Raw genomic sequence first — 15,479 nt, 5'->3', positions numbered from 1 at the left:
TTTCATCGACCTTTTATTATCATTAAAGAGAAATAAGGGAACTCCCTTGCCAATATATCTTTCCTATCACACGTATAATACTCCCCGTCCGCCCCTACATTTTCAAAATAATGGCAGACAAGCCTCCCTTCCGAAGCAATCAACCGCTTTATCTCCTTTTCGCATTGCGACAGCTTCATGACTACCGCCACTTCGCCGCCCGCCGCTACCCGGCCGAACAATTCCCGGTCCACCTTCCCCGGACAAACCGTGAGCCGCTTCTCCTGCTCCACAACGGGAAGACCGACAGATGCGGCCGCAGCAATGAAAGCAGGCACTCCGGCAATCTGCCTGAAAGCAATCCCCGCCGTTCTCATTTTCCCGGCAAGATAACCGGTAGAAGAATAGAAACCGGCATCTCCCTCAGCAACAATTGCGACGCACAAGCCTTCCGAACGTAACCTGACGCTTTCCTCAAAAACCTTATCATACGCCTCGTAAGCCATCTCGCGGTTCTTATTCATCGGCAACGCATAATGCCTGACAACTTCTTCCCTTATCTTCATCTTTTTCAGGAGGACGGAAGAACGGGAACGCATATCCGTTTTCGGGCAGAAAATCACATCTGCCCGGCACAACACGCCACTTCCCTCAACAGAGACAAGCCCTGCCTCGCCCGGACCTAAAGAAACGATATATACAGGATTCGATTCTTCCATCTTCCTTATCCATTTACTATCTGTTCCTACTTCCTGAAACGAATTGTCAGACTGGCATAGAAAGCCCTCCCCGGCGTAACGGTCGAATAAGGTTTCTTCGTATTCCACGGACGGTCGTCCACCCAGTCGAATAAGTTCTCGATGCCCAGACCGGCATTCAGGATAACATATTTCAGATTGAAAGTATGTCCCGTATTCAAATCCCACAACATAAAGCCGGATGAATCGTAATCATACGTCTCGGAATATCTCTTTCCCTGTCCGCGGCCGAGCAGATTGACATTCAGCCCGTACAAACCCCAGTTCTTAGACCATTGCGCATTCACATTCCCGGCATATTTGACACTTTTGTCGATAGGATTGTCCGTAACCAGGTTTCTCGCGTCCAGCAACGTATAGCCGGCTCCCAAGTTGAATCCGAGTCCCAGGTAAGCATTCGCGTTCACATTCACCCCTTTGATTCTCACCTTGTCGATATTGTCGCGCTGGCGCACCTCATCATAATCCCCGTATTGCGCCGCCTCTTCATCGCTCAACGTGCGATAGTTAATCATATTCGTCACATTATTGACAAAAGCCGTTGCCGAAACGGAGAAACGCGAATGGGTATATTCCAGGTTCAAAGAGAAATTCTTGCTCTCCTCCGGTTTCAGTTCAAGATTTCCAATGGTATAGCGGTTGGAAGTCTTCGCTAAATCCGTCGCATAAATCTCAGACAATGTAGGCGTACGGAAACCGGTAGCAAAAGACAACCGTCCGCGGAAACCGCCCTCCTTATACATGATGGAAGCCGTCGGCGTAAAATGGTCCTCGAATGTCTCGTTGTAGATGTAACGCAATCCGACTACCGCCTGCAGGGATTCGGCGATTGTCCACTCATCCTGTGCATACAAAGCCATCGTATAAAGTGTCTTATTGGAAATATTATCCGACTCGCTTTCCAACTTCTCGTCCAGATATTCCAGGCCGGCCGACAATTTGTTCCTGCTGTTCAGCTTGATAATGCTCTTCACGTTCCCCCTGTAGAAATATTGTTTCTTGCGGGTTTCCTTATCCCCTACCTTGAAGTCTCCGCTTTCCTGAATATAGTCATAAGCCGATTTGTAATTATCCGAGTAGAAATCCGCATCGATATACGCTTTTTTATTGACGATATACTTCATGCCGAAACCGTATGTATAATTCTCATGATACATATTATATTTATATTCCGTTACCGGACGGTCATTCAGGAAATTATAATACGAACCTTGCGCATAAAGCGTCGTCTTATGATTCAGGGAATAAGAGAAACTCTGGTTAACCGTATTCGAATGATAACCGGTGAACGCCTGCTTGTCGGTAGGGGAAAGCTTCACCTCGCCCGTCTTGCTCACCGTCTCGCTCATCGGATGAAGTTGCCAGCCGTCCGACTGCTGACGCTGATAAGAAGTATAAGACGAGAGCTTGCCCACATTCAAATCCAGATTGACAGCCTCCGAAAAGCGTCCGTGGTCGCTCACCTTGGTAGTACTCGACGCATCCACCTTGTTTTTACTGTCATCCGTAATGATGTTAACCACCCCGCCGATGGCGTCGCTACCGTACAAAGCGGATGCCGACCCGTTCAGGATTTCAATCCGCTTCACATTCGCCATGTTGATACGCATCAAAGCATCGTCACCAATCAATTTCCGGCCGTTCACCAACACCAGGATATAGTCACTGTTCAAACCGTTGAGCACCATTTCCGTCCCCATTCCGCTGGTAGAGAACGAGAAGTTGGAAGTCAGCTTGGTCAGAGCCTCTTCAAGATTTGTCACGTTGGCTTCCCGGATATCCTTGGCAGTCAGCACATTCACAGGAATAGGACTGTCTACCATCCGCCGGTGTGTACCGGTCCCGGTCACCACCACCTGGCTGAGATTGTTATGAGTCTCCGTCATACGAATAACTACATCATTCACACTTTTCGAAGTAGAAAACCGCTTCGGCTCATAGTTTACGTGAGACACCTGCAACGTCTGTTTCCCTTCGGGCAAATCCCTGATTACAAACTCCCCCTTCGCATTCGTAGTTCCGCCTTTCAGACTATGGTCCACCCGAATATTCGCACCAATAACAGGTTCCCCCGTAGCCGAATTCAATACACGTCCCTTAATTGTGACTTGGGCAGACACAATACAGCATACACTGACCAATAATCCGGTCAAAACAAATTTTTTCAACATTTTGTGATTATGATTAAATTTCAAATAGTCTATGTTCTTAGCCCGAGAACAAAATAACTACTCTTTTCTTCTAGGCAGGTTTCCTGACTTCATCCAGAAAGTTCGCCTTCCCGCGCCTCAGGCACAGTGGCAGTAGTAAACTTTCATCAGACGGATGTTACAGTAGCGGGCACTGCTCCGGATTCGCACCGGATTCCCTTTTATGCTCAACCGAACGATTGAAAACATCACCTAAATCGCTGCAAAATTACGATATAAAGTTCATATCTCATAACATATCTAAAAATATTTTCAGTAATTCGAAATTAATACAAGCCTCCGACGGCAAGAACTGATTTATTGTTGTACTTTTGCACGATACCAAGATTACTCATTTTCTAAATTGTCCGAAAGATGAAAAAAGACGTCCAGACAGCCATCGTCCTAATCTCCGAGTCAAGCCTTCCCATAGCCAGAAATATAAACAGAGAACTGACCGGTTCCGTCCTATATGCCAAAGGGGAAATAGAAGGATGCCGGCAAGTCTCTTCTTACAGCGGTTGGATAAAAGAACATTTCTCCGACTTCGGAGCCATCATCTTCATCGGCGCATTGGGTATCTGTGTCAGAAGCATCGCCCCATGCATCCGTAACAAATATACCGACCCCGCCGTAATCAACGTAGACAGCACAGGACGCTTCATCATCCCCGTATTGTCCGGACACATCGGAGGAAGCAACGAACTGGCGCGGACCATTGCGGGAATTACCGGAGGCGAAGCGGTCATCACCACCCAAAGCGATAATAATCGTTTATGGGCGCTGGATACACTGGGCAGCCGGTACGGCTGGAAAACTTCCGTCTCCCCGTCCGCCATGAACCGGGCCGTTTCCCTGTTTGTCAACAAGTATAAAACCGCCCTGCTCCTCAACACGAAAGACAAAGGCACGGAAGAACTCGAACGTACCCGGCCGGAACATGTGGATATTTACTATAAATACGAAGAAATCCCTCTTTCGGAATACGAGCTGCTAATCACCGTCGGCCCGTGGGAGTACGATACTCCCGTCCCGGTACTGGCATTTCATCCGCAAACGCTCCACCTGGCGGCAGGCTGTAAAAAAGGATGTACCCCCACAGGGGTAAGCGCTTATATTAAAAAGGAATTAAGCCGGAAACATCTCTCCCCGCTGGCCGTGAAAAGCATTTCGACCATCGAACTGAAAAAGGACGAGCCTTTGATAGCCGAATTGCATTCTGAATTTCCCGACAGCGAACTGCATATCTATAAAACGGAAGAACTTGCGGACATCGAAGTCCCCAACCCCTCCGAAAAAGTCCGTGAAGTGACCGGAGTGTACGGAGTAGCGGAAAGTTGTGCCATCCGCGCTTCCGGCCGCGGCAGATTACTGATTGAGAAACAAAAGGGCATGCTGGCAGAAGGCAGCAATTTCACTTTCGCCGTAGCGCTCTCCGCCGATTGCGACCGTGACAACGGACATATCGAAATCGTAGGAGCAGGTCCGGGCGACCCGGAACTGATTTCCGTCAGAGGAAAGAGAATGCTTGAAAAGGCCGACCTCATACTCTATGCCGGCAGCCTGGTTCCGCGCGAACTTACCCATTATGCCAAACAGGGAGCCACCATCAGAAGTTCCGCCGACATGACTCTCGAAGAACAGTTCTCCCTGATGAAATCCTTTTATGACAAAGGAATGCTGGTAGTCCGCCTCCATACGGGAGACCCGTGCATCTACGGAGCTATCGCCGAACAAATGGCTTTCTTCGACAAATATAAAATGAACTACCATATCACCCCCGGCATCTCTTCGTTCCAAGCTGCCGCAGCCGCGCTCAAATCGCAGTTCACCATCCCTGAAAAGGTGCAAAGCATCATTCTCACCCGGGGAGAAGGCAGGACTCCCATGCCCGAAAAAGAAAAGCTCCGTTTGCTGGCACGCTCGCAAAGCACGATGTGCATTTACCTGAGCGCCGCCATTGCAGAACAGGTGCAGGAAGAGCTTTTGCAAGCCTATTCTCCCGAAACGCCTGTGGCTGCCTGCTACAAACTCACCTGGAAAGAAGAAAAGATATACCGCGGCAAATTGAAAGACCTTGCCCGGATTGTCCGCGACAATCACCTGACTCTCACCACCCTGCTCGTAGTCGGTGACGCCATCGACCACCGGGAAGGATTATCCAGGTTATATTCCGACGAATTCAAACATCTTTTCCGTCCATGATACTTATTTTCGGAGGAACTACGGAAGGAAGAACCGCCGCTGAAACCCTTGACGAAGCAGGGCAGCCTTTTTATTATTCCACACGCGGCGCACTCCAGGAAATCTCATGCAAGAACCTGGTACGAATCACCGGCGACATGGATGCGGAAGGCATCATCTCCTTCTGCCGCCGGCAAAAAATCCGGCTGATAATAGATGCCGCACACCCATTTGCCCGGCAGCTTCATGAGAATATTTTCCTCGCATCCAAAGAACTGGGCATAAAGGTCGTACGTTTTGAACGTATCTACCCGAAACCCGCAGCAAGAATTATCTGGTGCGATGATTTCGAAGACGCTGTCGCCCGTATGAAACAGGACGGGATTGAAAAGCTGTTAGCGCTTACCGGCACTCAGACAATCGGCAAGCTACGGGATTTCTGGAAAGAGCATGACTGCATCTTCCGGGTCTTGGACCGGCAGGAATCCATAGATACCGCCGTACAAGCCGGATTCCCCGTAGGGAAACTGATTTTTTACCGCCCCGGAGAAGACGAATCGCTCCTTTTCAGGCAACTTGCCCCGCAAGCAATCATTACGAAAGAGAGCGGCATATCGGGTGGGTTCACCGAAAAAACGGAAGCGGCCCTGAAAAACGGAATCAGGATATATGCAGTCCGCCGCCCTCCCCTGCCCGCCGGTTTTATCCCCGTCAACGGCAAGCACGGGCTAAGGCGGGCAGTCGAACAGAATGTATCCGGATTCTACGCATTGAGAAGCGGATTTACCACCGGAACCTGCGCAACAGCCGCAGCCAAAGCCGCTTTGCTTGCATTGTACGAAGAACGTTTTGAAGAAGAGGTGGAGATAACTCTGCCTGATGGGGAAAAAGTTGTCCTGCCTGTCTACAAAGTGGAAAAGACGGATGACAACACTGCCACTGCCAGTATTGTCAAAGATGCCGGAGACGACCCGGACGTCACCCACGGACACCAGATTACAGCTACCGTGTCCTTCTCCGAGTATCCCGGCATCCGTTTCCTGCAAGGAAAAGGAGTAGGAAAAGTTACTCTTCCCGGATTAGGGCTGGCTGTCGGCGAGCCGGCCATCAATCCGACTCCCAGGAAGATGATAACCAATGAGTTGTCTTCGATATACGAAGGAGGACTGGACGTAACCGTCAGCGTCCCCGAAGGGGAAACACTGGCTCTGAAAACATTCAACCCGAAACTGGGAATCATCGGGGGAATTTCCATCATCGGGACTTCGGGCATTGTGAAACCTTTTTCTTCGGAAGCATTCGTCGATGCTATCCGCAAAGAAGTGGAAGTCGCCCATGCGACCGGTACGGAACGGCTGGTTATCAATTCTGGAGCCAAAAGCGAGAAATTCGTCCGGAATCTCTATCCGCATCTTCCCCCGCAGGCTTTCGTTCACTACGGAAACTTTATCGGGGAGACTTTAAAAATAGCGGCGGAAACCGGTTTCTCCCAAGTAAGCATGGGAATTATGATAGGCAAAGCGGTAAAACTTGCGGAAGGCCATCTGGACACCCACAGCAAGAAAGTCATAATGAACAAGGGGTTCTTAAAAGAGATTGCCGTTCAGTGCGGCTGTTCGGACGGAACACTGTCTCTGATTGAACGAATGACGCTCGCACGCGAACTGTGGGGAATTCAAGACATCCGGGACCGGGAATCGCTGTTCAATAAATTAGTGAGCCTATGCCTCACCCATTGTTCCCCTCTCTTCCCGAAAGGCGAACTTACCGTCTTGCTGATTGACGAAACAGGAAAGATTTCCTATCAATCGAACTCTGCCGGTTCATAATTCCATTCCCGGCAGAAGTCCCTTCTCCCACAGAATCTTCATGACAGCCTGTTTCCGCCACCATGCCCCTCTCCTTCCTGCCTTATATAAACAAAAACACATGAACGGCCAACAAACCGCATCTGACAGGAGGAAATTAAAACATCCCGCAGGCAAACAAACAGTTTCAGGCTTCGAAACTCGAGATACTTCTGCTTGAAACCAAAGTTTCGTCTGCTTGAAACTCTAGTTTCGTCCGCTTGAAACTGTAGTTTCCATTGCATGAAACTGTAGTTTCCTATCGGTTGAAACTTTTGTTTCTTTCTATTGAAACTCTAGTTTCTTTCTGTTGAAACTCTAGTTTCTTTCTGTTGAAACTAAAGTTCCAAAGAGAGGAAACTTTCCGGGCATACTTGTGGCCGTACTGTACTGGATTTAGTTGGCAACTTCGCCTGTTATACCTAAGTTGGTTTACTCAATATTTTTTAAAATCTAAATAAGTTTACTTGTCCCGAATAAGGCGGACTGCTTGTCTCCTGGCATATATCGTATCAATAGCCGGGCTTATTTCAAATGCTCCACAGCCTGTTCCAATTGTTCCAACGCCTGTTTCAGCACGACACGCGGGCATGCGACATTCAACCGCATGAATCCTTCGCCTTCCTTGCCGAAGGTGGTTCCCTCGTTCAACGCCAAATGGGCATCTTCCACAAAAAGACGGTTCAAATCTTTCTGGCTTAATCCCAGTCCGCGGCAATCCAGGAAAATCAGATAGGAAGCTTGCGGACGAATCATACGGATGGCGGGAATACGCTCTTGCAGGAAATCCCCAGTAAAATCAATATTCCCTTTTATGTAGGCAATAACCTGGTCCAGCCACTCCGTGCCATGACTGTAGGCGGCAGCCACACTGAGATAGGCAAACAAATGTCCTTCACTGAATTCACTCGCCTCCATATAGGTCTGGAAACGTTGCCGGAGCCTTTCGTCTTCAATTACGGCATAAGAGCTTGCCAGTCCCGGCATATTGAATGCTTTACTCGGAGACATAAAAACGAGTGAATTCAACCGCGCCTTTTCCGAAACCAGGGCAAAGGTAGAATGCCTGTAAGGGGGCAAGGTCAGGTCTGCATGAATTTCGTCGGAAATAACCAGCGTACCGTTCCCGTAACAAATATCCGCTATCCGGGCCAGTTCGTCTTTTGTCCAGACACGCCCGCCCGGATTGTGCGGATTACTTAAAATAAGCAGTTTACAACCTTGTATGTCTTTACTGAAACGCTCGAAATCAATGTAATACTGTCCGTCTTTCAATACCAGCGGGCTGAATACGACTTCCCGCCCGTTTTTTTGCGATACCAGAAAAAAGGGATGATAAACGGGAGGCATTACCATCACTTTATCGCCTTTGTCCGTAAAACAATGAATGGCAAAAGCCAGCCCGCGGACAATGCCGGGAGTAAAGGTCAGCATATCTCCGCTGATAGTCCATCCATGACGTTCTTTCAACCAATTCACAATGGATTCAGCCCATTCCCTGCAAGCAAACGTATATCCCAACACTTCATGTTCTAGGCGTTTCCTCAAAGCCTCTATCACAAAAGGGGCCGTACGGAAATCCATATCGGCGACCCACATGGGCATCAGGTCATTACGTCCCCACCGGTTTTCTACTCCATCCCATTTTACGGAGTCTGTTCCGCTACGATTTATTATCTCATCGAAATTATAATCCATACTGCATGACGTTTTTATATGTTATGTGAGACAAAAATAGTACATTTGTACCCAATTCAAAAAAGGATTTATGACGAAAGCTTTATTTTTTGACATCGACGGGACTTTGGTCAGTTTCAAAACCCACTGTATTCCGTCTTCCACCATCGAGGCACTGGAAACCGTCCATGCCAAAGGACTCAAAATATTTATCGCTACCGGACGTCCGAAAGCCATTATCAACAACTTGTCCGAATTACAAGAACGAAACCTTATCGACGGGTATATAACGATGAACGGAGCGTACTGCTTTATCGAAGATGAGGTCATTTACAAAAGCGCCATTCCGCAAAATGAAGTGAAAGCGATGGCGGCATTTTGCGAAAAGAAGAAAGTTCCCTGCATTTTTGTGGAAGAGCACAACATATCCGTTTGCCAGCCCAATGAAATGGTGAAAAAGATATTCTACGATTTTCTACATGTGAACACGATACCTTCCGTTTCATTTGAAGAGGTCATTCATAAAGAAATCATTCAGATGACTCCCTTCATCACTGAAGAAGAGGAGAAAGAAATCCGTCCTTCCATCCCTACCTGCGAGATAGGACGCTGGTATCCGGCATTTGCCGATATCACCGCCAAAGGGGTCACCAAACAGAAAGGCATCGATGAAATTATCCGTCATTTCGGCATCAAACTGGAAGAGACGATGGCTTTCGGTGACGGAGGCAATGACATAAGCATGCTCCGCCATGCAGCCACGGGTATTGCAATGGGACAGGCCAAAGACGATGTAAAGGAAGCGGCGGACTATGTCACGACTTCCGTCGATGAAGACGGAATCCGAAATGCAATGAAACATTTCGGGCTTATTTAAACAATACCGCTTTAAGCGATATCGCGACTTACAAGAAGTGGAACAAAAAACATGAATTCCCCAAAGATGACCGTAGATACCGACAATGCAGCATTTCAGGATGCGCTGAATCTGATTCAATATACCCGTCAGTCAGTGTTCCTGACAGGAAAAGCCGGTACGGGAAAGTCCACTTTCCTGCGCTATATCTGCGAACATACCAAAAAGAAACATGTCGTACTTGCACCCACCGGAATTGCCGCTATCAATGCCGGTGGAAGTACAATGCACAGTTTTTTCAAACTTCCTTTCCATCCGTTACCGCCGGATGACCCGAATTTAAGCCTGCAACGCGGCCGTATCCATGAGTTCTTCAAATACACCAAGCCGCACCGCAAACTGCTGGAACAAATAGAGCTGGTGATTATCGATGAGATTTCTATGGTACGGGCGGACATTATCGATGCGATAGACCGTATATTGCGCGTATATTCGCATAACCTACGCGAACCTTTCGGCGGTAAACAGTTGTTGCTGGTAGGAGATGTCTTCCAATTAGAGCCTGTCGTAAAAAATGACGAACGGGACATATTGAACCGTTTTTACCCCACTCCCTATTTTTTTTCGGCAAAAGTATTCAACCAAATAGAACTGGTGTCTATCGAACTTCAAAAAGTTTATCGGCAGACTGACCCCGTATTTGTCAGTGTCCTTGACCGTATCCGGACCAATACGGCGGGAACGGCTGACCTTCAACTGCTTAACACCCGTTGCGGGAACCGGATAGAAGAATCGGAAGCCGACATGTATATCACGCTTGCTACCCGAAGGGATACGGTAGACTCAATCAATGAGAAAAAACTGTCGGAATTGCCGGGAGAGCCGATTTCCTTTGAAGGAACCATTGAAGGGGATTTTCCCGAAAACAGCCTGCCTACTTCACAAGAACTTATCTTGAAAACCGGTGCGCAAATCATCTTTATCAAAAACGATTTCGAACGTCGATGGGTAAACGGGACAATCGGGGTCGTCGTCGGAATTGATGAGGAAGAAGAAACCATTTATGTGGTTACCGACGATGGAAAAGAATGTGACGTAAAACGGGAGTCATGGCGAAATATACGTTACCGCTACAATGAGAAAACAAAAGAAATCGAAGAAGAAGTTTTAGGCAGTTTCACCCAGTACCCCATCCGCCTGGCATGGGCAATCACTGTACACAAAAGCCAGGGATTGACTTTCAGCCGCGTTGTGATAGATTTCACGGGCGGCGTCTTTGCCGGAGGACAAACGTATGTTGCGCTCAGTCGTTGCACATCATTGGACGGTATCCAGCTAAAAAAGCCAATCAGCCGGACGGATATCTTTGTCCGCCGGGAAATCGTGAATTTCACCGAACGGTTCAATGACCGGCAAGCCATCGACAAGGCTTTGAAACAAGCACAGGCGGACGTACAGTATGCCGCCGCTTCCCATGCTTTCGACAAGGGAGACATGGAGGAATGCCTGGAACAGTTTTTCCGTGCCATCCACTCCCGTTACGACATCGAAAAACCTGTTCCCCGTCGTCTAATCCGCCGTAAACTCGGCATCATCAACACCCTGAAAGAACAAAACAAAAAGCTCAAGGAACAGATGCGGGAACAACAGGAACGCTTGCGTCAATATGCACATGAATATCTTTTAATGGGTAATGAGTGTATCACGCAGGCACATGACGTACGTGCTGCCCTGGCTAACTATGACAAAGCACTCAGCCTGGACCCTCATTACATAGATGCCTGGATAAGAAAAGGAATCATCCTTTTCAATAATAAAGAGTATTTTGATGCCGAAAACTGCTTCAATACGGCAGTCAACCTCTATCCTGCCAGTTTCAAAGCTGTTTATAACCGGGGAAAACTCAGATTAAAGACTGAAAATACAGAAGGGGCTATGGCCGACCTTGACAAAGCGACAAGCTTGAAACCGGAACACGCCGGTGCACATGAATTATTCGGGGACGCTCTGCTGAAAGCCGGAAAAGAAGGGGAAGCCGCTTTACAATGGAGAATTGCAGAAGAACTTAGAAAAAAGAAGGGGAAATAACTGTAATAGCTGTCCGGTACACACCCACATACAGCCTCTATTTTCCCATGAATGCCGAATCGACGCTATCCCTTAAACGATTTTTATTTCTCCAAACGAAGTTGCCGGCCGCTACCGCCTGAAAATACCGAAGAACATTTTTTATTCCTAATCCTTATAAATTAGGAATTTATCGGTCTTTTAGTCCTGTTTATCAAAAAGTTTTATTAGTTTTGTTCCTATAATTCATCAAACTCTTATATAAAATAGAAGCAAATGAAAAAAGGTTTGAAAATTGCGGCTATCACCGTAGGAGTCATCATTGTCTTGATGTTCCTCCTTCCTTTCGCCTTCCAAGGTAAAATAGCCGACATTGTAAAAGCGGAAGGCAACAAAATGCTTAATGCACAATTTGATTTTAAGAAGCTAAACATTAGCCTGTTCCGTAATTTTCCGCAGGCTTCTGTCACTCTCGAAGACTTTTGGCTAAAAGGCACGGGTGAGTTTGCCAATGACACTCTCGTACAGGCTGGAGAAGTTACCGCAGCGATTAATCTGTTCTCCCTTTTCGGCGACAGCGGATACGATGTTTCCAAGATATTCATTGAAGACACACGGTTGCATGCCATCGTATTGCCGGACGGACATGCCAACTGGGACATAATGAAACCGGATACGGCTGCAGCCGTAGAGACTCCTGCCGCAGAGGAAGAAGAGGCTTCCGCCTTTAAGGTGAAGCTGCAACGTTTCGTTATCAAAAACATGAATCTGGTTTACGATGACCGACAAGGAGAAATGTATGCCGATATCCGTGGATTCAATGTTATCTGTGCCGGAGACTTGGGAAGTGACCGCACTACTCTGAAACTGGAAGCGGAAACCGAATCGTTAACTTATAGGATGAATGGAATTCCTTTCCTGGCAAATGCCGATATCTCTGCCAAAATGGACGTAGATGCTGACTTTATTAATAACAAGTACACGCTAAAAGACAATACCATCCGCCTCAACGCCATCCAAGCCGGTATTGACGGATGGGTAGCCTTAAAGGACCCGGCTATCGACATGGATTTAAAACTGAATACCAATGATATCGGTTTCAAGGAAATCCTTTCATTGATTCCCGCCATCTATGCGACGGAGTTTTCCAGCCTGAAGACAGACGGAACCGCTACTCTTACCGCAACAGCCAAAGGAATCCTGCAAGGCGATACTGTCCCTGCATTCAATATTGACATGCAAGTTAAAAATGCCATGTTCCGCTATCCGGCTCTGCCGGCAGGGGTAGACCAAATCAATATCAATGCAAAAATCCAGAATCCGGGAGGAAATATCGACCTGACTACGGTAGATATCAATCCTTTTGGCTTTTGTCTGGCAGGAAATCCATTCAGCCTGACCGCCAATGTGAAAACTCCGGTCAGCAATCCGGATTTCAAGGCAGAAGCGAAAGGAACCCTTAACCTGGGAATGATTGAACAGGTATATCCACTCGAAGGTATGAAGCTGAACGGGACAATCAATGCCGACATGCAAATAGCTGGTTGCCTTTCAGCCATCGAAAAAGAACAGTATGACCGGATACAAGCTTCCGGAACAATCGGACTGACAGGAATGAAACTCCGGATGGAAGACATACCGGATATGGAAATCAAAAAATCACTTTTTACTTTCACGCCTAAATATCTCCAGTTAAGCGAGACAACCGTCAATATAGGTAAGAATGATATTACCGCCGACAGCCGTTTTGAAAATTATATCGGTTATGTCCTGAAAGGGACTACGCTGAAAGGTAATTTGAACGTCCGTTCCGATTATTTCAATTTGAGTGACTTTATGTCAACCGATACGGAAGATACGTCTTCGCCCGAGAATACAACGGCCGCAGACACCGCAGCTACGACTGTTACGGGTATTGTTGAGGTTCCCCGCAACATTGATTTCCAAATGGACGCCAACCTGAAACAGGTATTATTCGGCAAGATGTCTTTCAACAACATGAACGGCAAGCTCATTGTGAAGGACGGTAAAATAGACATGAAGAACCTATCCATGAGTACAATGGGGGGAAATGTGGTAATGAACGGATATTATTCTACCGCCGACATCAAAAAACCGGAAATGAAAGCCGGTTTTAAACTGACGGATATCGGTTTCGCACAAGCGTATAAGGAACTGGATATGGTACAAAAAATGGCTCCTATCTTTGAGAATCTTAAAGGGAACTTTTCCGGCAGCATCAATGTCTTGACTAACCTGGATGCCAGCATGAGCCCGGTACTGGACACCATGCAGGGAGACGGCAGCCTTTCCACCCGCGACCTCAGTTTAAGCGGAGTAAAAGCCATCGACCAGATAGCGGACGCCATCAAGCAACCAAGCCTGAAAGAAATGAAAGTGAAAGACATGACACTGGATTTTACAATTAAAGACGGACGTGTAGAAACCAAGCCTTTCGATATCAAGATGGGCGACTACAATCTGAATCTTTCCGGCAGTACAGGACTTGACCAGACCATCGATTACACAGGAAAAATCAAACTTCCCGCATCTGCCGGCAACATCTCCAAACTGATGACTCTCGATTTGAAAATCGGAGGTTCTTTTACTTCACCCAAAGTCAGCATAGACACGAAGAGTATGGCAAACCAAGCTGTCGAAGCTGTAGCTAATGAAGCAATCAACAAATTGGGTGAAAAGTTGGGTCTGGACTCCTCCACTACTGCCGATAAGGACTCTGCCAAACAAAAAGTAACGGAGAAAGCGGCTGAAAAAGCGTTGGACTTTTTAAAGAAACTAAAATAAAAAGGATACAAATAACTCATTAAACCCGCTCATTCCTATCCCCTCTCCTTTGGGAGAGGGCCGGAATGAGATTTTTATATGTTGCTAAAACTATATGATAAAAATAATAATCCGCAGGATTTACAAAGGATTATCGACATTTTGAATGACGGAGGGCTTATCATCTACCCTACCGACACGATGTATGCCATCGGTTGCCACGGGCTGAAAGAACGCGCCATAGAACGTATATGCCGGATAAAAGGAATTGACGTGCGGAAAAACAACCTCTCTATCATCTGCTATGATTTGAGCAGTATCAGCGAATATGCCAAAGTAGACAACTCTGTTTTCAAACTGATGAAACGGAATCTTCCGGGACCTTTTACTTTTATCCTGAACGGAACTAACCGGTTACCCAAAATTTTCCGTAACCGGAAAGAAGTAGGTATCCGTATGCCGGACAACCATATCATCCGTGAAATCGCCCGCTTGTTGGACGCTCCTATCATGACTACCACTCTACCCCACGAAGAACATGAGGAATTGGAGTACATGACTGATCCGGAACTGATAGATGAGAAATTCGGCGATATCGTGGATATTGTCATTGACGGAGGAATAGGAGGAATAGAACCGTCAACAATAGTGAAATGTACGGAGAATGAACCTGAAATTATCCGGCAAGGGAAAGGTTGGCTAGAAGAAAGTTGATTTTTATAGAAATCCTGCCATCAAAGGTACAATTCCGGAACATATTATTCCAAACTGTTTCAGAAGAACATCCCGAAACGGGCAAATAATCGAAACATCTTACTCATTAAAACCTCTGAAAAATCTCCCTGCCTTACCTCATATTGTTATGATATGGGGGCTAACGGGGAACGGGCATATTTCAATTTACAGATTCCAAACAGAATAACTTTATTTATGAGACTAACCCATACAGCAGAGCCGAAAAGATTTTTTTCAACTTTTCCCCAAAGGAAAGATGTCTCTGACGATTTCAGGTCGCACACAGACTTCTCTTATTCTGCATGATTGCAGAATTGTAAATAATAAATAAGGCTGTCTCTTTTTCTATTTTGAAGTGCACCCCAAAAGTTAGACAAAAAACTTTTGGGGTGTTTTTTATGAA

The 15,479-nt window shown here is 46.8% G+C and carries 9 protein-coding genes and 1 riboswitch; of the genes, 6 read left to right on the top strand and 3 right to left on the bottom strand.

Annotated elements, in window-relative coordinates:
* Positions 1-2: 2 nt before the first annotated feature.
* On the bottom strand, positions 3-698 hold the full coding sequence (locus Q5076_RS04230; RefSeq protein WP_303011109.1) for a precorrin-2 C(20)-methyltransferase: 696 nt from the start codon (positions 696-698) through the stop codon (positions 3-5).
* A 26-nt stretch (positions 699-724) separates the two neighbouring features.
* Complete coding sequence (locus Q5076_RS04225) at positions 725-2,908, bottom strand: TonB-dependent receptor (protein ID WP_303011108.1); 2,184 nt, start codon at positions 2,906-2,908, stop codon at positions 725-727.
* 55 nt (positions 2,909-2,963) lie between these two features.
* Positions 2,964-3,158: riboswitch (cobalamin riboswitch) on the bottom strand.
* 143 nt (positions 3,159-3,301) lie between these two features.
* On the opposite strand from Q5076_RS04225, the gene cobM reads away from it, so the two are divergent.
* Positions 3,302-5,131 (top strand): precorrin-4 C(11)-methyltransferase, encoded by a 1,830-nt coding sequence (gene cobM, locus Q5076_RS04220; RefSeq protein ID WP_303011106.1) that lies wholly within the window; start codon positions 3,302-3,304, stop codon positions 5,129-5,131.
* Positions 5,128-6,939, top strand: a complete 1,812-nt coding sequence (gene cbiD / locus Q5076_RS04215; protein WP_303011105.1) for a cobalt-precorrin-5B (C(1))-methyltransferase CbiD — start codon at positions 5,128-5,130, stop codon at positions 6,937-6,939. The genes cobM and cbiD overlap by 4 nt, the downstream gene beginning before the upstream one ends.
* A gap of 543 nt (positions 6,940-7,482) precedes the next feature.
* On the opposite strand, the gene Q5076_RS04210 is transcribed toward cbiD, so the two are convergent.
* Positions 7,483-8,655 (bottom strand): MalY/PatB family protein, encoded by a 1,173-nt coding sequence (locus Q5076_RS04210; protein WP_303011103.1) that lies wholly within the window; start codon positions 8,653-8,655, stop codon positions 7,483-7,485.
* 70 nt (positions 8,656-8,725) lie between these two features.
* Between Q5076_RS04210 and Q5076_RS04205 the strand changes: the two genes are divergently transcribed.
* The 4 genes from Q5076_RS04205 (at position 8,726) to Q5076_RS04190 (ending at position 15,055) form a co-directional block, all read left to right on the top strand.
* Positions 8,726-9,511, top strand: coding sequence for a Cof-type HAD-IIB family hydrolase (locus Q5076_RS04205; protein WP_303011101.1), 786 nt, complete (start codon positions 8,726-8,728; stop codon positions 9,509-9,511).
* 66 nt (positions 9,512-9,577) lie between these two features.
* Complete coding sequence (locus Q5076_RS04200; RefSeq protein WP_303011100.1) at positions 9,578-11,578, top strand: AAA family ATPase; 2,001 nt, start codon at positions 9,578-9,580, stop codon at positions 11,576-11,578.
* A gap of 255 nt (positions 11,579-11,833) precedes the next feature.
* Positions 11,834-14,362: an AsmA-like C-terminal region-containing protein gene (locus Q5076_RS04195; RefSeq protein WP_303011098.1), complete on the top strand. Its 2,529-nt coding sequence runs from the start codon at positions 11,834-11,836 to the stop codon at positions 14,360-14,362.
* Between the two features lie 78 nt (positions 14,363-14,440).
* Entirely contained in the window at positions 14,441-15,055 is a 615-nt protein-coding gene (locus tag Q5076_RS04190; RefSeq protein WP_303011097.1) for an L-threonylcarbamoyladenylate synthase, read from the top strand.
* Positions 15,056-15,479 lie beyond the last annotated feature (424 nt).

The organism is uncultured Bacteroides sp., assembly GCF_958445495.1.
Classification (GTDB): domain Bacteria; phylum Bacteroidota; class Bacteroidia; order Bacteroidales; family Bacteroidaceae; genus Bacteroides.
The sequence above is the reverse complement of the archived record's forward strand: the minus strand, read 5'-3'. Positions and strand labels throughout refer to the sequence as shown.